A 21,560-nucleotide genomic window follows, 5' to 3' on the forward strand; every position below is an offset into this window, starting at 1 on the left:
CGTCGGGCCGGCCTCCGGCCGCCCTGTGGGGCGCGGCCGAAGTCTGTCCCCCCACAACCCCCCCCGGTTCCACCCGTCTGGCGCCCCGGGGCCGGGTCTAAGGGGCCCGGGGGGGGCCCCCGCCCCACGGTTCATAGGCCAGCCTACATGCCGAGCGAAGCTTTGTAGAGCTTGATCTGGTTGTCGCGGCCGATCTGGTCGGTCAGCTTCTCCCAGGCCGCCGCAATGGCGTCGGCGCCTTCCTGCGCCTTCATCTTGCCGGCGAAAGTGTTGGCCAGGATGTCCTCGGCGGCGCTGTAGTACTGGAAGATGCCGGGGATGCGTGGCTCGATCGCCGCGTTCGGATGGTTGTAGCTGTCGGATTCCGACTTGAGGTAGGAGGTGATGAACGCCTCGTCGTAGCCGGCCGCCACCCATTCGGGAATGTCGAAATGCGAGTTGCGGTAAGGCTGGAAGCCCGATGGATACATCGCCGTCCAGATCGACAGGTCCTTGCCGCCGAGATGAGCGGCGGCGGACCATGCCGCCTTCTTCTTCTTTTCGTCGGCATCGACGCGGGCCATGACATAGACGCCCCAGCCGAGATAGGCGCAGTTGGGCGCATAGTTCGGGCCGCTGGCGAGCTTGTCCCAGGCGCCGGTCTTCGCATTGTAGACATCGTCCGAGCCAGGCAGGATCGAGAAGCCGGTGACGTCGCCGACGACGGAAGAGTCGTTGGTCTTGACGTTGGAGCCGACGTCGCCCCACCAGGTGACCATCGAGCCGGTGCCGGCCAGGAACTGCTGGAAGGCGGTCGTGTTCGGATCGGCGTTGATCTGGTCGGCGGGTTCGGACGGCAGCGCGTCGATGACGTCCTGGATGGCGCGCACCCAGGCCGGATTGTTGACGCGCGGCTTCATCGTGTCGGCGTCGAACAGCCAGGCCTTGTCGTCCGGATGCTTGGCATAGGCGCTAGCGCGGCTGCCGAGGAAATAGAAGCCGAAACCACCCCACGCCTTGGGCGCGTCGAGATAGCCAAAGACGTCCTGGTCCTTGAGTTTCTTTCCCTTGAGGAACTTCGTCACCGCCTGGACCTGCTGCCAGGTCTTCGGCACGCCCCATTCACCTTCGCCGCCGCCGTCCTTCCAGGCCTTGGCGAGGTCGGCATCGGTAAACACGTCGGTGCGGTAGTTGAAATTGTGCGCGTCGCCGTCGACGGTCACGCGGTATTGCTTGCCGTCCCAGGTGCCGACCGGCGGCTTCAGATAGCTGACCAGATCGTCGAAATCGATCTGGGTCTTGACCCAGTCGGGCATTTCCGAGGTCAGGCCCTTGCCGCAGACATCGCCTTCGAACGGCGCGCCCATTTCGATGATGTCGAAATCGACGGTGCCGGTCGCGATCGACTGCTGCAGGCGGGCGTTGTAATCGGCCTGCGCCAGGTCGATCCAGTTGATCTTGGCGCCGGTGTAGGTCTCCCATGGCTTCAGGAAGCCGCGGAACAGCACATTGTGCAGGTTCTGGTTGTTGAGACCCATGAAGGTCAGCTCGACGCCGGCGAATTCGCCTTCCTTGACATTGGCCTTGGTCGCCTCGAGGCAGAGTTCACCGACCTTCTGGAAATCGGCGTCCGTCGGCTGGCCTTTGCCGACGCCGGGGATCTGCAGGATTTTTGTGCGCAATTCGCTTGCCGCGGAGGCCGGGCGCGTCAAGGCGCCAAGTCCGGCGCCGGATGCGGCTGCGATCGCGGCCATGCTGGCCGCACCCTTCAATATGTCGCGCCTTGTGGCGCTGGCTCGAACCAGTTTGTCGTAAAGACCCGTTCTCATCGCCTATTCCTCCCAGAACATAAGTGTGAATAAATCGGCCAACTGTCGGACGCCGGAGCGCCAACGATGCTCCCGGTTCGGAAACGAATTAGGCAGGACCCCACCCTGCGTCGATTGAAATTCCCTGCGGATCGGGTACCAACATTTTGACCAGCGCCTGCCACTATTCTCACAACCAAACGCCGTGTCAACGAGAACGGGTTTTTATCTATAAGGGACCGACTTGCCCTGACAGGTCGCGTTGGTTAGCTTCGGCGCCTACGGCTAATGGAGCCGATGGGGGAGATATGGCGCAAGTCGCGATCAGCAAGGTGGCCAAGGCCTTTGGAACGGTCAAGGTTCTGCACGAAGTCAGCGTCGATATCGCAGACGGACAGTTCGTGGTGCTGGTTGGCCCTTCCGGTTGCGGCAAGTCCACTTTGCTCAGGATGGTGGCCGGGCTGGAGACCGTCTCCGCCGGCACGATCGCCATCGGCGACCGCGTCGTCAATCATCTGCCGCCGGCCAAGCGCGACATCGCCATGGTGTTCCAGAACTACGCGCTCTATCCGCACAAGACGGTCGAGCAGAACATGGCCTTTGCGCTCAAGCTCAGGAAAACCGATCCGGCCGTGGTCGCCGAGCGGGTCAAGCGCGCCGCCGACATCCTCGACCTCAATCCCTATCTGAAGCGCTATCCCCGCCAGCTTTCCGGCGGCCAGCGCCAGCGCGTGGCCATGGGCCGCGCCATCGTGCGCAATCCGCAGGTCTTCCTGTTCGACGAGCCGCTGTCCAATCTCGACGCCAAGCTGCGTGTGCAGATGCGCACCGAGATCAAGGAACTGCACCAGCGGCTGAAGACCACCACAATCTACGTCACCCACGACCAGATCGAAGCCATGACCATGGCCGACAAGATCGTCGTCATGCGCGACGGCCGCATCGAGCAGGTCGGCGCGCCGCTCGAACTGTTCGACAGACCGGCCAACCTGTTTGTTGCCGGCTTCATCGGTTCGCCTTCGATGAATCTGCTCAAAGGAGTGATGCGCAAGGGCGACAAGCCTGGTGTCGACATCGCTGGCACGCTGTTCCCGATTGCACCAGGCAATGCCGCGCAGGACGGCCAGGCGGTCGTCTATGGCGTGCGCCCGGAGCACCTCGAGATCCATCCCGACGGCGTGCCGGCGAAGATTTCGGTGGTCGAGCCGACCGGCTCGGAGACGCTGGTGTTCCTGCGCTTCGGCGAAGGCGAGATGGTGGCGCTGTTTCGCGAGCGCCACGACTTCAAGCCGGGCGACACGCTCAAGCTGAAGCCAAGGCTCGACCAGATCCACCTTTTCGACGCAGAGACCGGCAAGCGTCTCTGATCCCAACTCACGAGGAATACCATGCTCAAAGGCATCAACCCGCTGCTCAATGCCGACGTGCTGCAGGCATTGCGGGCAATGGGGCATGGCGATGATCTGATCATCGCCGACACCAATTTTCCGTCCGATTCGGTGGCGCGCCAGACGGCGCTCGGCCGCGTGTTGCGCATCGATGCGTCGGCGGCGCAAGTGGTCAAGGCGGTGCTGTCGCTCTACCCGCTCGACACATTCGTCGACGACTCCGCCGCACGCATGGAGATTGTCGGCAAGCCCGACGAGATTCCGCCCGTGCAAAGCGAAGCGCAAAAGGAAGTCGACAAGGCCGAGGGAAAGTCGTGGCCGATGATCGCGGTCGAGCGCTACGCCTTCTACGAGCGCGCCAAACAGGCCTATTGCGTCATCCAGACCGGCGAACGCCGCTTCTACGGCTGCTTCGCCTTCCGCAAGGGCGTCGTACCGCCGGATGCGGAGTAGCGGCATGGCTTCGGGCAAGCCGGTCGTCATGAAGCCTGTGGTCATATTGGGCGTCTTCGTCGCCGACACCGCCTACAGGGCGCAGCGGCAGCCGCGCATGGGCGAAACCATCCTCGGCACATCCTTCACGCTGGGTCCGGGCGGCAAGGGTTCGAACCAGGCGGTGGCCGCCGGCAAGCTCGGCGCCGACATCACCTTCCTCACCCGCCTCGGCGTAGACCCCTTCGCCGACATGGCCAGGCAGACCTGGGCGCAGGCGGGCGTCAGGAATGCCGTCATCGACACGCCGGAAAGCCACACCGGCGCGGCCTACATCTTCGTCGAGGAGACGACCGGCAACAACGCCATCATCGTCAGCCCCGGTGCCGCCATGCTGATCTCACCAGCCGACATCGAAGCCAATGCCGGGCTGATCAGCGGTGCCGGCGTCTTCGTCACCCAGCTCGAACAGCCGATCGAAGCAGCCATGCGGGCGCTGGAGATCGCGCGTGGGGCAGGGGTGACGACGATCCTCAATCCGGCCCCCGCGGCAAAGCTTCCCGACCGCATCTACACGCTCTGCGACTATCTCACACCCAACGAGACCGAGACGGAGGAACTGACCGGGATGAAGGTGTCCTCGGTCGACGAGGCGCGGCGTGCTGCCGATAAGCTGCTTGAAAGGGGCGTCGGCACGGTCATCGTCACGCTCGGCGACAAGGGCGCGCTTCTGCACTCGAAGACCCGCTCCGACCATGTTCCCGCCGTCAGTGCCGGGCCGGTGGCCGAAACCACGGGGGCAGGCGATGCCTTCAATGGCGGGCTTGCCGCAGCACTTTCGAGGGGCGTGGAGCCGCTGCAAGCGGTGCGCTTCGCCTGCGCCGTCGCTGGCATTTCGGTGACCCGGCCAGGGACCGCGCCGTCCATGCCGACGCTGCAGGAGGTCGAGGCGCTGCTGGCGAGGGGATGAGATCGGCTTGGCTGACTGGCGGCTGACGCTGCCTCCGGCCCGTTTTTAAGCCTATGATTTTTTCGAACGCAAGCTTGTGGAGATCTTGCGCAGCGGGCCTGTGAAGCGCCAGCTTCTGGACTGATGCAAGGCCGCGACTTGCATCTGGCACGCTTGCAACCTTTGTTCGATCTCGTCCTTCTCGTTCCTGGCATCCGAAGCGGGGCTCTGCAGCCCGACGCTGCTTTGGTGAGCCGCCTCGAGCTCACTGCGCAACCTTGAGATTTCAGAATGCAACGTCGCCTTCTCGGATTCAGCACTTGCAAGCATAGGGCGCATCACCTGGATATCCTCCCAGGCAAGCCGTGCCACCAGATCGCCGACTGCACGGCGCATCTGCTCGCTCCAGGCCGCGGGATCAACGCGCATGAGGCGCGAGTACTCGGATTGTTCCTTGCTGGCGTTCGGTATCCAGACGCGCAAGGCCGAAGGCCACCAGCCGGCTCTGTCGGCTATATCAAGCAGTGTGGCGAGTTGGGATACTGCGGAGTGCCGTGATTTTTTCCATGCGGCGCTGAAATGCAGGACGGTTGGAACGCGGCAATAGGTGAAGGGGTTTCGCGGATTCTCGCGCATGATTCGCCGCCACAATTGCCAGTCCCCGGCCGATGCGACGTCTTCGGGCCAGACATCTCGCGACGGCAGGCAATCGGCCCGATACAGGAAGCAACTGGCGGGTATCGTGTTGCCGACCTCAGTGAACACCCTGAACTCGTCGGCCAGGTCCAGATTGGTCAGGAAGGGGGCCGCGATGCCATCAGTGGAAACCCACAGCGCCTGACTGTACGCGATGGCAGCTCCAGTTTTGAGGCCATCCGCCAGGATCTCAAAATGATCCGGAAACAGGAGGTCGTCATCGGCGGCAAAGCCAATCAGCTCGCCGCGTGCCTCACGCAGCACGATGTTGCGGTTCGCGTAGCCGAAGTTCGGCGCCTTGGGGAGATCGAAGAAACGAATGCGGCTGTCATGGGAGGCTTCGACCACCTCGGCCGTGCCGGCCGCGCAGCCGTCGCCGACGACCAGCAGTTCAAAATCCTCGACGGTCTGGTCCAGCACCGATTGGATAGCCACACCGATGACATCCACGCGCGAGTGCGTCGGCATGAGGATGGAAAAGCGGGGCTTGCTCACCATCCCTTGGCGCTGCCGAAATCATGGGGGATGAGATCGGTATCGATCGGCAGGCGGTACTTATCGGGATTTGCGTGATCATATTGTATCGTCGGGAAATTGATGGCAACCAAGTCGGATGTTCCGATGTTTCTGTCGGCATGCCAGACAAATTTCGGAATGTTGACCAGGCGTGGACGATTGCCGGAGAGGTAAACCTTCGAAACCTTGCCATATGTGCTGGATTCGGGGCGGGGGTCATAAAGGACCAGTTCCAGCTCGCCGCTGATCACAAAATAGCGGTCCTCGTGCAGCTTGTGCAGGCCCCACCCCTTCACCACGCCAGGGCGAATTGTGAATATGTAGGAAAAGACCAGCGGGTCGGCATGCCAACCCCAGCGCGGGTCATAGATCTCGGTGACGCTGCCGCGGTCGTCATTGTGCCGGATGCTGTCGAAAAAGGACATGCCGTCCACAAGCGGCGTAGTGCTTTGCCGTTGCTCGTCCAGAGTCCGTTGATCCTGCTTGGCGGCGGCAAGTGTTGTCTCCAGAAGATTCAGGCTGGGGTGATCGCTCATGTACAAAGCCTCCGCTTTTGACCGTCTTAGGCCGACCTTCTCTCACAGTTTTCGATGGATGTCCTGATGGGGCTAGCAGGTTCTTGCAGCCATGATGACCTTTTCGGCCGCGGGTGGAGCTTTGATGGGAGCGGAGGCAGGTGCGCATCGGGGGGCGCCACCGACAAGCAACCAAAGCGTGACGTCGTCAATGCCGACGTTGCAGAGCCGGTTCTTGCGTCCATGCTTGGGAGATTCAACTCAGATACGAGACAATCCGAGTTGCCTCATCCAAGAAGATTTTTGACAATCAATGTCTACATTTCTCTGAAGCCAAGGGCTTGATACCCTTGAGAGAAATGGCGCGAGTGACGGGGCTCGAACCCGCGACCTCCGGCGTGACAGGCCGGCACTCTAACCAACTGAGCTACACCCGCGCATGGCGAACACGTTTCAGCCGTGTTCGTCGTTGGGGCGCTGGATAAGGGGTTCGCCACCGGGTGTCAAGCGTGACAGGACAGCATAACAGCAAACAGGAGAAGGTTTTTTGACAGCCGGCGTTTTGTTGGCAAAACCGGCATCCAACCAGGGCGTCCTGCATTCATTTGGCCTTGCGAAGCGGACCCTGACCGCTTAAAGGTCCGGCCCGGAGCGGGCGATTAGCTCAGTTGGTAGAGCGCTTCGTTTACACCGAAGATGTCGGCGGTTCGAGCCCGTCATCGCCCACCATTCCATAGTCCATTCAAACTGTTGCCAGACACGGAACCGAGTCGTCTGGTTCGTGCTGCACTCAAGGCGGCAACAGCCGGAAATCATTGCCCTCGGGCAGCAGCTGTCCGCCATCGACAACAATGGTCGTGCCGGTGATGTAGCTGGCATCGTCGGAGGCGAGGAACAGGAAGGCGTTGGCGACGTCGCGCGGGCTGCCGAGGCGGCCGAGCGGAATGGAGTCCTCCATGTTCTTGATGTAAGCCGCGCCGCGATGCAGCTTGATGGCTTCGGTCAGGATGTTGCCGGGCTCGACGCCGTTGACGGTGATGCCGTAGCCGGAGAATTCCAGTGCCGCGGCGCGGATGAAGCCGTTGATGCCGGCCTTGCTGGCCGAATAGTGGCCATGGCCCGGGCTGGTGACATGCGGGCCGGTAATGGACGAGGTGTAGAGCATGCGGCCGAAGCCTTGCGCCTTCATCGGCACCAGGGCCGCGCGGCTGGCATTGAAGGTGCCGCGCAGATTGACCGCCATGACGCGGTCCCAGTCGTCGGCGCTGGTGTTCTCGATCAGCTGCCAGGGATAGATGCCGGCATTCTGCACGATGACGTCGAGGCGGCCATGGAGTTTGAGCGCCAGCGCCACGGCGGCCTCGGCGTCGCTCATTTGCGAGATGTCGGTGCGGATGAAGGGGACGCCCAACTCGCCAGCGGTGGCTTGCCCGGCATCGACCTCGGTGTCGGCGAGCACCAGCCGCGCTCCCTCTTCGGCAAAGCGGAGCGCAATGCCCTTGCCGATGCCGCGGGCGGCGCCAACGATGAGCGCCACCTTGTCCTTTAGCCGTCCTGTCATGCGAGCCGTCCTGTCATGCGAGTCTTTGGCGAATGGTTTGCTTGAAGGCGTCGAGCAGCACCGCGGCCAGCACCAGCAGGCCATGAATCACCTGGGTGAAATTGGCCGGCAGGCCCATCAAATTGATCGCCGTGTTGATGGCCGAGAGCAAAAGCACGCCGGCATAGACGCCAGGCAAGGTGCCGACGCCGCCTTTGAGGCTGACGCCGCCGATGACGACGGCGGCGAAGGCGTTGAACAAAAGGCCGACGCCGAGATTGGCGGTGGCGCCCGAGGTGCGGATGGCCAGCAGCCAGCCGGCGAGGCCGGCAATGGCGCCGGCTAGCACGAAGGCGATGATGAGATTGCGGTTCACCCGGATGCCGGCACGAAAAGTTGCCGTCTCGTTGCCACCGATCATGACGAGATGCCGGCCGAACGGCGTCTTGGCCATAATCAGAGAAAAGACGACGAAGCAAGAGACCGCGATCCAGGCGGTGAGCGGCAAGCCGACAAGGCGCTGGATGCCGAACCAACGGATGGCCGGCGCCAGGTCCTGCGCCGAGCGGCCACCCGACACGACCAGCACGAGGCCGCGCACCCAGATGTAGGACGCCAGCGTGATGATGAAGGCGCTCATCTTCACCTTGACCACCAGATAGCCGTTGAAGGCGCCGATGAGGCCGCCGACGGCCAGCGCCAGCAGCAGCGAAACCGGAACCATCAGCCATTCGGGATGCAGCTGCACGCCCATGCCTATACCTGACGAGCAGAACAGGATGCCGACCGCCATGGCGCTGAGCGCTGCGACGGATTCGACCGACAGATCCATGTGGCCGGCGATGATCACCAGCGCCAGGCCGATCGACATGACGCCGAGCACGCTGGAAGCCTCGATGATGTTGGCGAAAATGCCGAGCTGAAAGTAGTTCGGGACAAAGATGGAGAAGACCACCAGCACGAACAGCAGCATGAACCAGACGAGGTTGTCGAGTACGAACTCCAGGGCTTTGCGTGTGCGCGGGTTCATGGGCTGATCCGGTTGGCGCCCCCGCGAAATCAAAATCGATTTCGTCGGATTCAGGCGCGGATTCAAATTCGCCACGGCATCCTTTCGGACGCGGCGTTGTGAAAGGGCAGGCTCCGGGCTGCTATGGCCCGGAGCGCTTTCAATGACTATTCGACCGACTTGACGGTGTCCGTCGGTGGCTTCTGGTTGCCCCAGAAGGCCGGATTGTCGACGTTTTCCTTGGTGATGGCGGCACCGGGGATCTTGATGTTCGGACCCCAGGCTTCCGTGGTCACGGTCGATTTCAGGCCGAGCACGTCGTATTCGCCGGGCTTGATCTCCTGCTTCTTGACGATCTTGTCCATGAACATGGCGACAGCCGCGGCCTGCGCGTAGAGCGGCTGCTCGATTTCGGCGTTGAGCCAGCCCTTGCGGATCAGGTCGAGGCCGACCGGAGCGCCGTTCGAGCTCATCAGCATGACGTCGCCCGGCTTCTTCCCGGCTGCCTCGAGCGAGGCGACGGCGGCGACCGAAAGGTGCGCGGCATGGCTGAAGATCAGGTCGATGTCGGGATTCGCCAGCATCTGGTCGGCAACGATTGTGCCGGCATTGCTGGCTTCCCATTGCATGGCCGGAAGCGAGATGATCTTGACGTCCGGAAACGCCTTCATCTTCTCCTCGAAGCCCTTCTGGATGTCGAGCGTATAGGGATCGCCGGGATCGCCGAGCACCTGCAGCACCTTGCCCTTCACCGAACCGTGCTTTGCCTTCAGCAGCTTCTCGGCCTGGTCGGCGGCGACGTAGCCGATCTCGACCGTTCCGGCGACAGAGGTGAAGTCGGATGGCGTCGAGGTGATCTGGCGGTCGAACTCGACCACCGGGATGCCGGCGGCGCGGGCCGCCTCGATCGACGGTTTCAGTGCATTGAAGTCGACTGCCGCCAGGATGATGGCCGCCGGCTTCAGCGCGATGACATCGTTCATCTGCGATTGCTGGGCGTCGGTCTTGTTGTCGGCGTTCAGCGTCTTCATCTCGTAGCCGGTCTGCTTCAGGAACAGTTCCAGCGCGCTCACCGAGCCGGTCTGGAACTCGTCCAGCAGGGTCGGCACCATATAGTAGACGATACCCTTGGACTGGGCGAATGCCGGCGTGAGCGTGGCAAAGGCCAGTGCCAGGATACCGAAGACAGCAAGAAGTATTCGCTTCATGTCGTTCGCTCCTCTTAAGCCGGACCCCTCTTTTGTCCCTCAGCCCGTCGGTCCGGCACCGGCAAGCGTCTCACCGGTGATCATGTTGATCACCGCATCGGGACTTGTTTTGTTGCGCGCGACATCGCCGGCCACGACGCCTTGCCGGATCACCACGATCCGGTCGGCGACCTGGAAGGCCTGCTGCATGATATGGGTGATGATGACGACGCCGATGCCCTGGTTCGCCACCTGGCGGATCATGTCGAGGCCGCGCCGCGTCTGTTCGACACCGAGCGCTGCGAACGGTTCGTCTAGCAGCACCAGCTTGCCGCCCCAATGCACGAACCGGTTGAGCTCGATGGCTTGCCGCTGGCCGCCCGAGAGATGCTCGACATTGGCCCGCAGCGAGGGGATGCGGGTGCCGGCACTGGCCAGCGCCTTTCCGACGACGGCCTCCATGGCGCGCTCGTCGAGCACGGGAATGCCGAAAACCTTCCTGGTGATTTCGCGGCCCATGAAGAAATTGGCCACCACGTCGACATTGGTGCACAGCGACAGGTCCTGGTAGACGGTCTCGATGCCGGCTGCCTTGGCCTCTGCGGGCGACCGGGCAAGGAACTCCTTGCCCTCGAACAGCATTCGGCCGGAGGTCGGCTCCAGTCCGCCGGCGATAATCTTGACCAGCGTCGATTTGCCGGCGCCGTTGTCGCCCAGCAGCGCCACGACCTCGCCCTTGCCGATCGAGAAGCTGATGCCCTTGAGCGCTTCGATCGCGCCATAGTTCTTGGTGACGTTGTCGAGCACCAGCAGGGGTTCACTCATGCCGCAATCTCCCTGCCTTTGAGAAGGTCGCGCTCGCGTTCGCGTTCGGCCGCGAACATCTGCCCGAAGCGGGGTGACAGCACCCCGGAAACCGCAAGGGCGGCGGCGCCGCGCAGCACGGAATGCTGCCCGCCGCGTGCGACCACAACCCTGGGCGTGGTGCGGTCCTTGCGGGCCGAGACGGAGTTGTGCAGGCCTCCGGCCGAACCAGCCAGCATTTCGAGCAGGTCGGTGGACGCCAGCCCGCCGAGGATGACCGTCTCCGGGTCGAACAGGTTCTCGATGACGGCGACGGCGTTGTGAAAGATCGGCGCGACTTCGGCGACCCAATCCGCCTCGCTGCCGTTCCAGCGCCGGAGCGCTTCGAGCGACAAATATCTTTCGAGACAGCCGCTGTTGCCGCACGGGCAAGCCTGGCCGCCCGGAATGACGGGAATGTGCCCGATCTCGCCGGCATTTCCCCAGGCGCCGCGCAAGGCGCTGCCGTCATGAATCATGACACCGCCAAGGCCGACGCCGAAATAGAGATAGTAATATTCGGAAAACTGGGCGCCGAGGCCGTAGAGCCGCTCGCCCATGGCGGCCGCGGCCATATCGGTTTCAAAGAAGGCCGGCAATCCGGTGGAGGCCGCCAGCCGTTCGCGCAGCGCTACATCCTTCCAGCCGGTCATGGTGGTCGGCCCGACGAAACTCATGGACTCCACGTCGAATGGGCCGGGCAGGGCCATGCCGACGCCCAGCACTCGTCCGCCAGCCCGTAGTCTGGTCAATTCCACCACCATCGCCCCGATCAGCTCGAAGGCGTGGTCCGGCGTCGCATTCGGCGCCTCGCGGTAGATGCTCTCGATCACGTCGCCGCTCAGATTGATCAAGGCGGCGCTGATACCAAGCGGAGTGATGTGGATGCCGACGGCATAGCCGCCATCGGGGTTGATCCGGAGCGTTGCCGGCGGCAGACCGCGCCCCTTCGGCTCTTCGCGCAGCGACAGGATGTAGCCCTGATCTTCCAGCTCACGAACGATGGTCGACACCGTCTGGACGGTGAGGCCGACGCGCCGGGCGATCTCGCCGCGGGCGATCGGCCCATGCAGGCGGATGGACTCAAGCACGATGCGCCGGTTGTACGGCCGCCCGAACTCCTGATTGGTCCCCCGCAGTGCCATGCCTTGCGCCCCTTAGGAGAGAGTAGTTTCGCATTGCTTATTTATTCAGTCAAATGGAATTCAAAAATAAATTCTCGGCGAAAGCTTTCCAGGAGGAAGGCCGTGGAGGGCGTATTCGGTCCAGGACCTGCCCACGCGTCGTCCTGGCCGATTGCCGCCATGGTGAAACCTCTTCAATGGTGAGCGAACCCCGCGACCGTTGATCTGACAAAGCATGGAGCAAAGATGATCGAATTGCCGTTTGCCCGCGACGAGTACCAACAGCGGCTTCGCAAGATCCGCACCGAGATGGCGAAGCGCGATCTCGAGCTCCTTGTCGTCAACGACGTTGCCAACCAGCATTACATCACCGGCTACGATGGCTGGTCGTTTTATACGCCGCAGGTGGTGCTGGTTCCAATCGAGGATGTCGAGCCGGTCTGGATCGGGCGCGCCATGGATGCGGCAGGCGGTCTTCTGACCGCCTGGATGAAACCGGAAAACGTGGTCGGCTTTCCGGAAGATCATGTTCAGCGCGTCGATCGCCATCCCATGGACTGGATCGCGAACTGGATCGTCGCCAGGGGCTGGGGTGTCAGACATATCGGCATCGAACTCGAAGCCTATTATTTCTCCCCCAAGGCGCACGCCCGGCTTGTCGCCGGACTTCCCAACGCAAAATGGCACGATGCCGACCTGCTGGTGAACTGGATCCGCGCGGTCAAATCGGCGCCCGAGATCGCGTATTTGCGCAAGGCATCGACCCTGGCCGAAGCGGCCGTCACGCGGGCTTTCGAGGTGATTGCGCCGGGTGTTCGCGAATGCGATGCCATCGCCGCCATCCAGGCGGCGCAGATTGCGGGCAGCCCGGATTTTGCCGGCGACATCACCGCGCTTCCACCGACAATCCTCGGTGGCGAGAATGCCTCGGCGCCGCACATCATGTGGAGCGACCGGCGGTTCGGAGAAAACGAGACGATTGCGCTGGAACTTGCCGGGGTCTGCCGCCGCTATGCCGCAGGCCTCGCCAGGACCATGCAGCTTGGCAAGACGCCGACTAATGTTTCCGACACGGCAAAAGCGGTGATCGAGGGCATGGACGCGGTGCTCGACGCGGTCAGGCCGGGAACGTCAGCCGAAGCCGTCGAAGCCGCCTGGCGCAAGGTCATCCAGCGCCATGGACTGAAGAAGGAATCGCGCATCGGCTACTCCATCGGCGTCGCCTATCCGCCGGATTGGGGCGAACACACGATCAGCCTCAGGCCGGGCGACAAGACGGTGCTTGTATCAGGCAACGTCGTGCATTCCATCCTCGGCATGTGGATGGACGGCTGGGGCATCGAGATCAGCGAGACCATCCTGGTCACCGAAACCGGCCACGAGACCCTGACGAAGTTCCCGCGAGAGATCCATGTCAAATCCTGAGGGTTCGGCCACGGCGGGTGGTGTTGCGAAAACCGTGACGACCGATATCGCCGCCGGAATTCTCGACCGGATGATCGAGGTCCGCCGCCATCTGCACCGCAATCCCGAGCTCTCGAACCAAGAGGCCGGCACGCAGCGTTATCTCAGGCAGATGCTGGTGGATCAGGGAATTGCCGACATTCGCGACATCGCCGGCTTCGGCCTGGCCGTCGACATTATCGGCACCGGCAAGCCGTCAAATCGAAAGGTCGCCATTCGCGCCGACATCGATGCCTTGCCGATCGAGGAGGAGTCCGGCGTCGATTATGCATCGACGAATCCAGGCGTGATGCATGCCTGCGGTCACGACGCCCATGCATCGATGGCCTTTGCGGTCGCCGCGCATCTTCACCAGTCGCGGGAGAGTTTTGGCGGTACCGTTCGCCTGATCTTCCAGCCGGCGGAGGAGGACGAACCGTCGGGCGGCAGGCGGGTGGTGGAAGAGGGGCTTCTCGACGATATCGACGCCGCCATCTGCGTCCACGTCGATCCGTACACACCGACCGGCAAGATCGCCGTCGGCTCCGGTCCCTACACTCTGGCCTGCGACACGTTCGATGTGGCCGTCATCGGCTCGGCGTCGCACGCGGCAAAACCGCATGAGGGTGTCGATGCGTTGGCCGTGGCTTGCTCCCTGGTGAGCGAATTGCAGAAGATCGTTTCGCGCGAGATCGACCCCTACGATCCGCTGGTGATCTCCGTGACGGCCATCAACGGCGGCAACGCCTACAATGTCACCGCCGGCAAGGTCACGTTGAAAGGCACCATCCGAAGCGGCAGCGACGCCACCCGCGAGCGGGCCTGGCGCCGCCTTCGTACGATAGCCGATGGGGTAGCGACAAGCCACGGCGCGCGTGTCGAGGTCGACATCCACAAGGGCGAACCGGGTGTCGTCAACGATGTCGAGATGACTGAACTGATTGCCGCCAGCGCCAAGGCCTGCATCGGTGCCGACAACATCCTCAACACGCCCGGATGGACGATCGCGGACGACTTTGGCTACTACAGCGAGAAACGTCCTTCGGTCTATTTTCGGCTGGGAATCCGAAACGAGGCGATCGGATCGGTCTTTCCGCTCCATCACGCCCGGTTTCGTGTCGACGAGGCCGCGTTGAAGGTCGGCGCGGCCACCCTGGTTTCGGCAGCGACGGCGTTTCTGTCGGCGGGAGCGCCTTAGTCAGCCATCATGATGATCATCGGCGCATGGGGCAGGAGCCCAGGATCGCTTACAGATACTGGGCGACCTTCTTGCCGACCGTGAGGAAGCGCAAGGGATCGATCGCTTCGCCATTGTGGCGGACTTCGTAGTGCAGATGCGGGCCGGTTGAGCGGCCGCTGCTGCCGGTCTTGCCGATGACGGCGCCGGCCTCCAGTTTCTCGCCCACGGTGACGTCGATTTCACTGAGATGCCCGTAGCGTGTCGCAAAGCCATTGCCGTGGTCGACTTCCACCATGCGGCCATAGCCGCCGTTCCAGCCGGCCTTGGTGACGGTGCCGGGCGCGGTGACCTTGGCGGCCATGCCGATCGGCGCCCTGAAATCCATGCCGGAATGCAGTGCCGCGGTGCCGAGGATCGGGTCGGTGCGCACGCCGAACGGGCTGGTGACGGAGTGGCCCGGTGCGGGGTTGGTCAGCGGCAGCTGGCGCGCTTCCTTCTTGAGATGGTCGAGCGCGTCAAGCGCTTCGTCCAACTCCTTGACCTTGCTGTCGAACATCATCGAACTGTCGACCGGGATGAGCGGTCCGCCGACATCGCTGTCGCCCTTGCCGAAGTCGCTGTCGACGGGCAGTCCGGCCGCCTCGAGCGCCTGGGTGATGGCATCGGCGCTCTTGTAGGCATTGTCGGCAAGCGTGCTTATGCGGGTCAGTTGATCGCTCTCGATGGATCTCAGCGATTGGTTGATCGAGACGAAGAGCTTGTCGGCACGATCGGCGGCTGAATCGTTGGGCAGCGGATCGGAGCGGGTCGACCACAGCGAGAACGGCCTTGTGTCGCCGGCCCCGGGATCGGCGCTCAGGCTGGCGACCGCATAATTGCGCGCGGGCTCCTTGATGCTGCCGGTCACTTCGGCGCGTTTGTCCGGCTTCGCAACCGCTGCCGGATATTCGGCCGGCGCTGCGCCGACTTCGCTCTCGGCGCGTTCGAGCAGCGGGCCAAGGCGGCCGTGACGCTGGCTCAGCTGGCTCTGCCGTTCAAGCAGTTCGCTGACCTTGGTTTCCATCAGTTGCTGGTCGAGCAACTGCCGGCTGGTGATGCGGTCGACCTGGGCGCGAAGCGCCGAAATGCGATCTTCATATGCTTGCTGCATGCGCGCCTGACGCGCCGTGGTGGCGCCGATCAAATCGTCGCGCAGCACGAGATAGGAGGTGGCCATGAGGTAGCCTATGGCAATGGCGGCCAGCGCCGAGCCGATAAAGGCCGCCAGCCACGGTCGGATCGTAAAATGCCTGATCTCGTTGCCCCGGGCGATGATGACCGTATGGGGCTCCTTACGTCTGCCGAATACTGCGGACTGACCGGTTGCGTTCACGGGACCAAGCTTTCGTTTACGACACCACGACAGCTTGACTACACATTATTAAGGTTAACAAAGGCTTGCAGCGCCGACTTGTCCGCAGCGGTTGCCCGCCAGGCGTGCGCAAGGTTGTAAGGGAAACCGGGCCGGCCTCGCCGGTAAAATCTCAAAGCGCACGAACGGCCTCAAGCACCTCTTCCGCATGGCCCTTGACGCGGACCTTGCGCCAAATCCTGGCGATCCGCCCGTCGCGGCCGATCAGGAACGTCGCGCGCTCGACCCCCATATACTTGCGGCCATACATCGATTTCTCGACCCACAGATGGTAGGCCTCGATCACCTTGCGCTCCTCGTCGGCGGCGAGGTCGATGGTCAGATTGTACTTCGACTTGAACTTGTCGTGCTTCTTGACGGGGTCGGGCGACAGGCCGATCACCACGGCGCCGGCCTTCTCGAACTCCGGCTTCAGCTGCGAGAAGCTGATCGCCTCCTGCGTGCAGCTTGTTGTGTCGTCCTGCGGATAGAAATAGAGCACGATGGGCTTGCCGGACGATGCGGCAAGGCTGACTGATCCGCCGCCGTCCCGCGGCAGGTCGAATTGCGGCGCGAGATCGCCTACGTCGAGGTCAGCCATACCGATGCCCTTGTTTGAGGTTACGCGCGAAGCCACACCGATATAGTGTCGGACGGGGATTCGTCCACGATCGAGTTCGTACAACGGAAAATTGCGTGGATCAGGAGCGACCGCAGCACGAGAAGATCCGGTTCAGGCGTGATGAGATCACCGACCTGGGGACCTTTCCGTCCGCCTGCCGTGTGCCGCCGCTCGGTCAGGCGTCGATCGGACGCGGTTTTCGCATCCTGTCGCGACTGTTCGCAGGTCTGGTCGCTTTCGTGCTGCTGGCCGCCATGCTCGTTTATCTGGTTGGCGCCTCCGGCATCGGAGCCGACCGGCTTCGCACCGAGGCGGAAACGGCGCTCGAGAAACTGGCGGGCGTCGATGTCAATGTCGCGGTCGGGCCTGCCCGCATCACGCTCGACGGTTCGAGTTTCATCGCGCTTCAGGTCAGCGACGTCAGCTTGAAGACATCGGACGGCAAGCCGATGGCCGATGCCGGCCGCGTGCGCTTCGGCGTGCGTCTGTTCCCGCTGCTGTGGGGGGATGTGCGGCTGACCAGCGCCAGGATCTCGGATGCCCGCATCGTCGTGGCGGCGATGCCGTCAGGCGGCGACTGGACTGCCGGCCTGCGCAATGCGGACGGCCTCATCGATCCGGAGAAGCTGTCCGCCGCGGTGTTCGGAAACATCAACCACGCACTCGATGCCGTGCGGGAGGATTCGCTGCGCCGGATCGACCTTCGCAATGTCGAATTCGTGCTGCCCGAAACCGGAGCGATCAAGCTCGTCAAGATCACCGACGCCACCGTCGTGCAGTCAGGCCCGGGCGGCATGCAGTTCTCGTCCACGGCGGACATCGACGGCAGGACGGCTACCGTTGCCGCTTCCGCCTCCCGCGATATCGCGGCGCACCGCGTCACGGCACTGGATGCGAGCGTCGATCTGGCCGATACCGGCGACATGGCGGCCGCTGCCGGCAAGCTGGGAACCGTCGCGCTGAAGCTGACGGGATCGGAAGGGTTCGGCGCGAACGCATCGCGGCTGACGGCCGCTTTGTCGTCGACGGGTTCTGTCCTTGATCTCGGCACGCGAGGACTGCTGCCGGCGGACGTCGATATCAATGCGACGCTGGTTGCGGGCAGCAACAAGATCCAGGTCGACAGATTGCTGCTGAAGACCGGCCGCTCGACATTCGATTTCGCCGGGTCGATCGGGCCGAAGCCGGCAAGCGGAGCGGTGGGTGAAGAACCCTCCTATCGCTACGACCTGACCAGCGACGGGTCGTCGCTTGCGCCTTCGGAGTCGCCCGAGCCGGCACTCACCTTCCTCGCCCGGATTGCCGGGGTCTACAATACGGTGAGCCACAAACTGGTCGCCGAGCAGATCGCGCTCCGGTCCGCCGGCTCCGGCGAGATGCTTGGCACCGCCGCCGTGGCGTTCGTCGACGGCAAAGTGCCGGGGATCAATCTGGCGTTCAACATCCACGACATGCAGGTCTCTCACGTCAAGCAGCTATGGCCGTGGTTTTCGGCGCGCAATGCCCGGCTGTGGGTGCTGGCCAATCTGTTCGGCGGCCGTGTCGTCGACGCCAACCTTCAGTTCCAGGTTGTGCCGGGCCGGCTTGGCAACGGCGTGCCGCTTTCGGCCGATGAGGTGTTCGGCCGCTTCCAGATCGAGGGATCGCGCTTCGACACCGCCGGCCGCATCCCGCCGATACGCGACGCGGTCGGTGTCGTCGGTTTCCACGGCAACGATGTCGATATCTCCCTGTCCTCGGGCACCGTCTACATGCCCAGCGGCCGCACCGTGGCGGCCAGCAACGGCACGCTGACGGTCAAGGCGGCCAACCGCCCGCCGGTCGTCGGCGCGCTCGATATCGACGTCGACGGCGAAGCGTCGGCCGTCGCCGAACTCGCATCCTACGAGCCGATCAACGCCATGCGCCATGTCGGCATTCTGCCGGAAGACCTGTCGGGCAGCGTCACCGGCCACGTCAAGGCTGATATTCCGCTGCAGTCGGGCGTCGACAGTTCGAAGCTCGATTGGCTGGTGTCGCTCGACTACACCGGTATGTCCTTGGCCAAGCCCTTCGAGGGCCAGATCGTGACGGATGCCGACGGTTCGATCACGGTCGATCCGGAGAAGGCGGTGATCTCCGCCAAGGCATTGCTGAACGGCATTCCGGCCGAACTCGATCTGGTAGAGCCGCTCAGGGATGACGGGCCGGCGCGCAGCCGCAAGGTGGCTCTGGTGCTTGACGACAAGATCCGCGCCGCCGCCATGCCCGGCCTGAAGCCGCTGCTTGCCGGAACGGTAAAGGTGGCGATCGACAAGAACGGCAGCGGCGACCAGAACGTCTCGGCCGACCTGACCAACGCCAGGCTGGACATTCCCTGGGCGGGCTGGAGCAAGGGGGCAGGGGTCCCCGCCAAGGTCACCTTCGTCATGACCAGGTCCGGCGAGACCATGACGCTGTCCGATTTCGACCTCGACGGAAAGACGTTCTCCGTCGACGGCAGCATCGTGCTGGTCAATGGCGCCTTGTCGTCGGCGCGGTTCAGCAAGGTCACCTTGAACAGGGGCGACGACGTTGCCGTGTCGGTGAAGCGGTCCGGCAAGGGCTATGCGGTCGACATATCGGGCAACGCGCTCGATGCCCGCTCGCTCATCAAGCAGTTCACTTCGGACGTCGACACGGCTACCAAGACCACCGGTTCCGATGCCATTTCCGTCAGCGCCGATGTCGACCGGCTGACCGGTTTCCACGACGAGCAATTGTCCAATCTGAAGCTCGACTACAGCGCGGCCGGCTCGCGGGTGAACGGGCTGAAGGTCAGCGCCACGGCCAGTTCAGGTGCGGCCATATCAATCAGCAACACCACCGGCGCCGGCCGGCGCACGCTCAACATGCAGTCCGCCGACGCCGGCGCCATTCTGAGATTCCTCAACATCTACGAGCATATGGAAGGCGGCGCGATCACGCTCGCACTGGCCGGGCCGAGCGACGGATCGCTCAAGGGCAAGGTCGACACCAGCAACTTTTTCGTCGTCAACGAACCGAAACTCGCCTCCATCGTCTCGACCACGCCGGCCGGCGACAACCGCAGCCTCAATCAGGCGGTCAAGGGCAAGCTGGACACATCGCGGGTGAAGTTCGAACGCGGCTACGCCGAGATCGACAAGGGCAGCGGCTATCTGAAACTGGCCAATGGCGTGCTGCGCGGACCGCGCATCGGGACGACGTTCCAGGGCACGCTCTACGACCAGAACAACAACATGGACATGACCGGCACGTTCATGCCGGTCTATGGCCTCAATCGCATCTTCGGCGAACTGCCCATCGTTGGCGCGCTGCTCGGCAATGGTCGCGACCGTGGCCTGATCGGTGTCACTTACCGGCTCAAGGGCAATGCCAACAAGCCGCTGCTGGACATCAATCCGCTGTCGGTGATCGCGCCTGGGATATTCAGATCGATCTTCGAATACCGGTGATCGTTAGGCCGCCCACCTTTCGTCACGAAAGTTAGGCGGCTTCGAGTTCCATTACCTTTTCTGCGGCCTTGGCGAGGAACCCAGATCGGGTGTAGCCATGAGCCTCGGCAAATGCATCGATCCGCTGAAGAACGTCATCCGGTAGAGTGACGTTTACCCGCACCGCCTTTTTTGCCTCGGTTTTCACGCCAACCAGAATGGCCACACCATCGCGGTTGATAGCTGACGCCATAACCTCAGCCAGAGACGAGGGCTCTGGAATAGCCTCTCCGTCCTCGACGAGCCCTTCGATGTGAAAGGCAAGGGCCTCTTCGGCCATAACTCGGGCGTCGTCTAAGTCCTTACCCGCCGTAACCACGCCGGGAAAATCAGGAAAAGACACGCCGAAGTCGCTTTCGGCATCCTTATGGATAAGTCCGATATACTGCTTCATGTCTCTCACCTCAGTGTCAGTCCAGATTGCTTTTCGATGCTACGCAGGGTGCCGATGGGTATGTCTCGTTTGGGGTGTGGAACGGTGACCCGTCCCGGTTTGTCGTTGTGCTTGAATTGAGCATGACTGCCTTTTCGAGCAACTTCGAACCATCCATCAGCGACCAACTTTGCAATCACATCGGCGCTCTTCATGTGTGTATCAATACACACTGATGCGCACGATGTCAATGAAAATCGGTCTAGACCGAATTGGTTGCATATGACGTTGCGGTGATCCGCCTGATGGTCGTCGTCGCTGTCAAAGCTACCAACAAAGGTAATGCAAGTTTCGCCGCGGTTCAAATGCTGAAGTGCAGTTCTTCGAAACGACACCTGTAAGTGTAAGCAGTCATGCCATCCATCGAAACCGCATCTGGATAGCGCCAAAAGCGAGGGTGCAGAGCAGTGCTCTTTCGCCGGTTCCGTCGATCGCGTGGCCGAATGAGGACTCACCAAGCCGGTCACCGGCTACCTCTGCGTCGCGCACGTCTCAAACATCAGCTGGCGGTTATTCCTCTACTCAACTCATCAATGAACTGGCGGATGTTCTGCGCGAGCTTCAAGTCCAGATATCTCGAATTGCAGGTAGCTTTCAGCTGGGGGAGGCCGAAGGACGAGAGTCCCGTGTCTCAGGGTATCGATGCCTATGAGGGCTTGGATAGGGAAGCCATCGCTGTCCAAGCGTAGCTCTCCGATGAAGCACTCCATGGTCATCCGGGGGAAAATTTGGTAACGCATGTTGCCTGTACTGGACTTCGGTCTTCGACCAGTTACCAGTCATCTCAGCTGTCATACCCGGGTTGAGCCGCCAAGCTTGAGCCAATTCCCGTGTGACCATCGTGCCCATGCATGCAGTGTCAACGACTGCCTGAACGGAGTGCCAGAGGCCGCCCCCATTTGAAATCTCGATATCGACGAAAGGGAAAGCTGGCTCGGAAAGCGATGTGGCCGTCTGACCCGCTCGGTCAAGCCAATAAATCGGTACCTTCATCATCTCTCCACGTGGTAGT

18 protein-coding genes and 2 tRNA genes are annotated in these 21,560 nt (G+C 62.6%); 7 read left to right on the forward strand and 13 right to left on the reverse strand.

Going from position 1 to position 21,560, the window contains the following annotated elements; genetic code table 11:
* Window positions 1–143: 143 nt before the first annotated feature.
* Window positions 144–1,808, reverse strand: coding sequence for an ABC transporter substrate-binding protein (locus NKH06_RS04830; protein ID WP_352892403.1), 1,665 nt, complete (start codon window positions 1,806–1,808; stop codon window positions 144–146).
* A 287-nt stretch (window positions 1,809–2,095) separates the two neighbouring features.
* Between NKH06_RS04830 and NKH06_RS04835 the strand changes: the two genes are divergently transcribed.
* The 3 genes from NKH06_RS04835 to rbsK are packed head-to-tail and all read left to right on the forward strand — an operon-like array spanning window position 2,096 to window position 4,577.
* Window positions 2,096–3,154 carry an ABC transporter ATP-binding protein gene (locus NKH06_RS04835; RefSeq protein ID WP_127288682.1) on the forward strand — a complete coding sequence of 353 codons (1,059 nt, stop codon included), beginning with the start codon at window positions 2,096–2,098 and terminating at the stop codon, window positions 3,152–3,154.
* Window positions 3,155–3,175: 21 nt separating this feature from the next.
* Complete coding sequence (locus NKH06_RS04840; protein WP_352440122.1) at window positions 3,176–3,628, forward strand: RbsD/FucU family protein; 453 nt, start codon at window positions 3,176–3,178, stop codon at window positions 3,626–3,628.
* A 4-nt stretch (window positions 3,629–3,632) separates the two neighbouring features.
* Window positions 3,633–4,577 (forward strand): ribokinase, encoded by a 945-nt coding sequence (gene rbsK / locus NKH06_RS04845; protein ID WP_352440123.1) that lies wholly within the window; start codon window positions 3,633–3,635, stop codon window positions 4,575–4,577.
* A 51-nt stretch (window positions 4,578–4,628) separates the two neighbouring features.
* Here rbsK and NKH06_RS04850 read toward each other — a convergent pair whose 3' ends face one another.
* From NKH06_RS04850 to NKH06_RS04860, 3 genes are all read right to left on the reverse strand, one after another.
* The gene (locus tag NKH06_RS04850) at window positions 4,629–5,750 is read right to left on the reverse strand and encodes a glycosyltransferase family 2 protein (RefSeq protein WP_352440124.1); all 1,122 of its coding nucleotides are present in this window, start codon (window positions 5,748–5,750) and stop codon (window positions 4,629–4,631) included.
* Complete coding sequence (locus NKH06_RS04855; protein ID WP_352440125.1) at window positions 5,744–6,304, reverse strand: polysaccharide biosynthesis C-terminal domain-containing protein; 561 nt, start codon at window positions 6,302–6,304, stop codon at window positions 5,744–5,746. Before NKH06_RS04855 ends, NKH06_RS04850 begins: the two co-directional genes overlap by 7 nt.
* Before the next feature lie 339 nt (window positions 6,305–6,643).
* A tRNA-Asp gene (locus NKH06_RS04860) sits at window positions 6,644–6,720 on the reverse strand.
* 216 nt (window positions 6,721–6,936) lie between these two features.
* Between NKH06_RS04860 and NKH06_RS04865 the strand changes: the two genes are divergently transcribed.
* Window positions 6,937–7,012: transfer RNA gene (locus tag NKH06_RS04865), tRNA-Val, on the forward strand.
* Between the two features lie 61 nt (window positions 7,013–7,073).
* Here the strand turns inward: NKH06_RS04865 and NKH06_RS04870 are convergent.
* From NKH06_RS04870 to NKH06_RS04890, 5 genes are all read right to left on the reverse strand, one after another.
* Entirely contained in the window at window positions 7,074–7,844 is a 771-nt protein-coding gene (locus NKH06_RS04870) for an SDR family oxidoreductase (protein ID WP_352865671.1), read from the reverse strand.
* A gap of 13 nt (window positions 7,845–7,857) precedes the next feature.
* A complete protein-coding gene (locus NKH06_RS04875; protein WP_352440127.1) occupies window positions 7,858–8,853 on the reverse strand; it encodes an ABC transporter permease in 996 nt (331 codons plus the stop codon).
* Between the two features lie 146 nt (window positions 8,854–8,999).
* Complete coding sequence (locus NKH06_RS04880) at window positions 9,000–10,040, reverse strand: sugar ABC transporter substrate-binding protein (RefSeq protein ID WP_352440128.1); 1,041 nt, start codon at window positions 10,038–10,040, stop codon at window positions 9,000–9,002.
* Window positions 10,041–10,079: 39 nt separating this feature from the next.
* Window positions 10,080–10,844, reverse strand: coding sequence for an ATP-binding cassette domain-containing protein (locus tag NKH06_RS04885; RefSeq protein WP_352440129.1), 765 nt, complete (start codon window positions 10,842–10,844; stop codon window positions 10,080–10,082).
* Entirely contained in the window at window positions 10,841–12,007 is a 1,167-nt protein-coding gene (locus NKH06_RS04890; protein ID WP_352440130.1) for an ROK family transcriptional regulator, read from the reverse strand. Before NKH06_RS04890 ends, NKH06_RS04885 begins: the two co-directional genes overlap by 4 nt.
* A 225-nt stretch (window positions 12,008–12,232) precedes the next feature.
* Between NKH06_RS04890 and NKH06_RS04895 the strand changes: the two genes are divergently transcribed.
* Entirely contained in the window at window positions 12,233–13,411 is a 1,179-nt protein-coding gene (locus NKH06_RS04895; RefSeq protein WP_352440131.1) for a M24 family metallopeptidase, read from the forward strand.
* Window positions 13,398–14,627 carry a M20 metallopeptidase family protein gene (locus NKH06_RS04900; protein ID WP_352440132.1) on the forward strand — a complete coding sequence of 410 codons (1,230 nt, stop codon included), beginning with the start codon at window positions 13,398–13,400 and terminating at the stop codon, window positions 14,625–14,627. Before NKH06_RS04895 ends, NKH06_RS04900 begins: the two co-directional genes overlap by 14 nt.
* 49 nt (window positions 14,628–14,676) lie before the next feature.
* On the opposite strand, the gene NKH06_RS04905 is transcribed toward NKH06_RS04900, so the two are convergent.
* Both NKH06_RS04905 and NKH06_RS04910 read right to left on the reverse strand, forming a co-directional pair.
* Window positions 14,677–15,981, reverse strand: coding sequence for a M23 family metallopeptidase (locus NKH06_RS04905; protein WP_352892411.1), 1,305 nt, complete (start codon window positions 15,979–15,981; stop codon window positions 14,677–14,679).
* Window positions 15,982–16,132: 151 nt separating this feature from the next.
* Window positions 16,133–16,600, reverse strand: a complete 468-nt coding sequence (locus NKH06_RS04910) for a peroxiredoxin (RefSeq protein ID WP_023810305.1) — start codon at window positions 16,598–16,600, stop codon at window positions 16,133–16,135.
* 95 nt (window positions 16,601–16,695) lie between these two features.
* Between NKH06_RS04910 and NKH06_RS04915 the strand changes: the two genes are divergently transcribed.
* Complete coding sequence (locus NKH06_RS04915; protein ID WP_352865658.1) at window positions 16,696–20,076, forward strand: hypothetical protein; 3,381 nt, start codon at window positions 16,696–16,698, stop codon at window positions 20,074–20,076.
* Between the two features lie 31 nt (window positions 20,077–20,107).
* On the opposite strand, the gene NKH06_RS04920 is transcribed toward NKH06_RS04915, so the two are convergent.
* Window positions 20,108–20,509: a type II toxin-antitoxin system HicB family antitoxin gene (locus NKH06_RS04920; RefSeq protein ID WP_352673856.1), complete on the reverse strand. Its 402-nt coding sequence runs from the start codon at window positions 20,507–20,509 to the stop codon at window positions 20,108–20,110.
* 5 nt (window positions 20,510–20,514) lie between these two features.
* Entirely contained in the window at window positions 20,515–20,703 is a 189-nt protein-coding gene (locus NKH06_RS04925) for a type II toxin-antitoxin system HicA family toxin (RefSeq protein ID WP_352673854.1), read from the reverse strand.
* Window positions 20,704–21,560: the final 857 nt, after the last annotated feature.

The organism is Mesorhizobium sp. M1342, assembly GCF_040317955.1.
Taxonomy (GTDB): Bacteria; Pseudomonadota; Alphaproteobacteria; order Rhizobiales; family Rhizobiaceae; genus Mesorhizobium.

Coding starts and splice junctions, on each gene's coding strand:
- NKH06_RS04830 (WP_352892403.1), bottom strand. CDS start 1,808: ATGAGAACGGGTCTTTACGACAAACTGGTTCGAGCCAGCGCCACAAGG.
- NKH06_RS04835 (WP_127288682.1), top strand. CDS start 2,096: ATGGCGCAAGTCGCGATCAGCAAGGTGGCCAAGGCCTTTGGAACGGTC.
- NKH06_RS04840 (WP_352440122.1), top strand. CDS start 3,176: ATGCTCAAAGGCATCAACCCGCTGCTCAATGCCGACGTGCTGCAGGCA.
- rbsK (WP_352440123.1), top strand. CDS start 3,633: ATGGCTTCGGGCAAGCCGGTCGTCATGAAGCCTGTGGTCATATTGGGC.
- NKH06_RS04850 (WP_352440124.1), bottom strand. CDS start 5,750: ATGGTGAGCAAGCCCCGCTTTTCCATCCTCATGCCGACGCACTCGCGC.
- NKH06_RS04855 (WP_352440125.1), bottom strand. CDS start 6,304: ATGAGCGATCACCCCAGCCTGAATCTTCTGGAGACAACACTTGCCGCC.
- NKH06_RS04870 (WP_352865671.1), bottom strand. CDS start 7,844: ATGACAGGACGGCTAAAGGACAAGGTGGCGCTCATCGTTGGCGCCGCC.
- NKH06_RS04875 (WP_352440127.1), bottom strand. CDS start 8,853: ATGAACCCGCGCACACGCAAAGCCCTGGAGTTCGTACTCGACAACCTC.
- NKH06_RS04880 (WP_352440128.1), bottom strand. CDS start 10,040: ATGAAGCGAATACTTCTTGCTGTCTTCGGTATCCTGGCACTGGCCTTT.
- NKH06_RS04885 (WP_352440129.1), bottom strand. CDS start 10,844: ATGAGTGAACCCCTGCTGGTGCTCGACAACGTCACCAAGAACTATGGC.
- NKH06_RS04890 (WP_352440130.1), bottom strand. CDS start 12,007: ATGGCACTGCGGGGGACCAATCAGGAGTTCGGGCGGCCGTACAACCGG.
- NKH06_RS04895 (WP_352440131.1), top strand. CDS start 12,233: ATGATCGAATTGCCGTTTGCCCGCGACGAGTACCAACAGCGGCTTCGC.
- NKH06_RS04900 (WP_352440132.1), top strand. CDS start 13,398: ATGTCAAATCCTGAGGGTTCGGCCACGGCGGGTGGTGTTGCGAAAACC.
- NKH06_RS04910 (WP_023810305.1), bottom strand. CDS start 16,600: ATGGCTGACCTCGACGTAGGCGATCTCGCGCCGCAATTCGACCTGCCG.
- NKH06_RS04920 (WP_352673856.1), bottom strand. CDS start 20,509: ATGAAGCAGTATATCGGACTTATCCATAAGGATGCCGAAAGCGACTTC.
- NKH06_RS04925 (WP_352673854.1), bottom strand. CDS start 20,703: ATGAAGAGCGCCGATGTGATTGCAAAGTTGGTCGCTGATGGATGGTTC.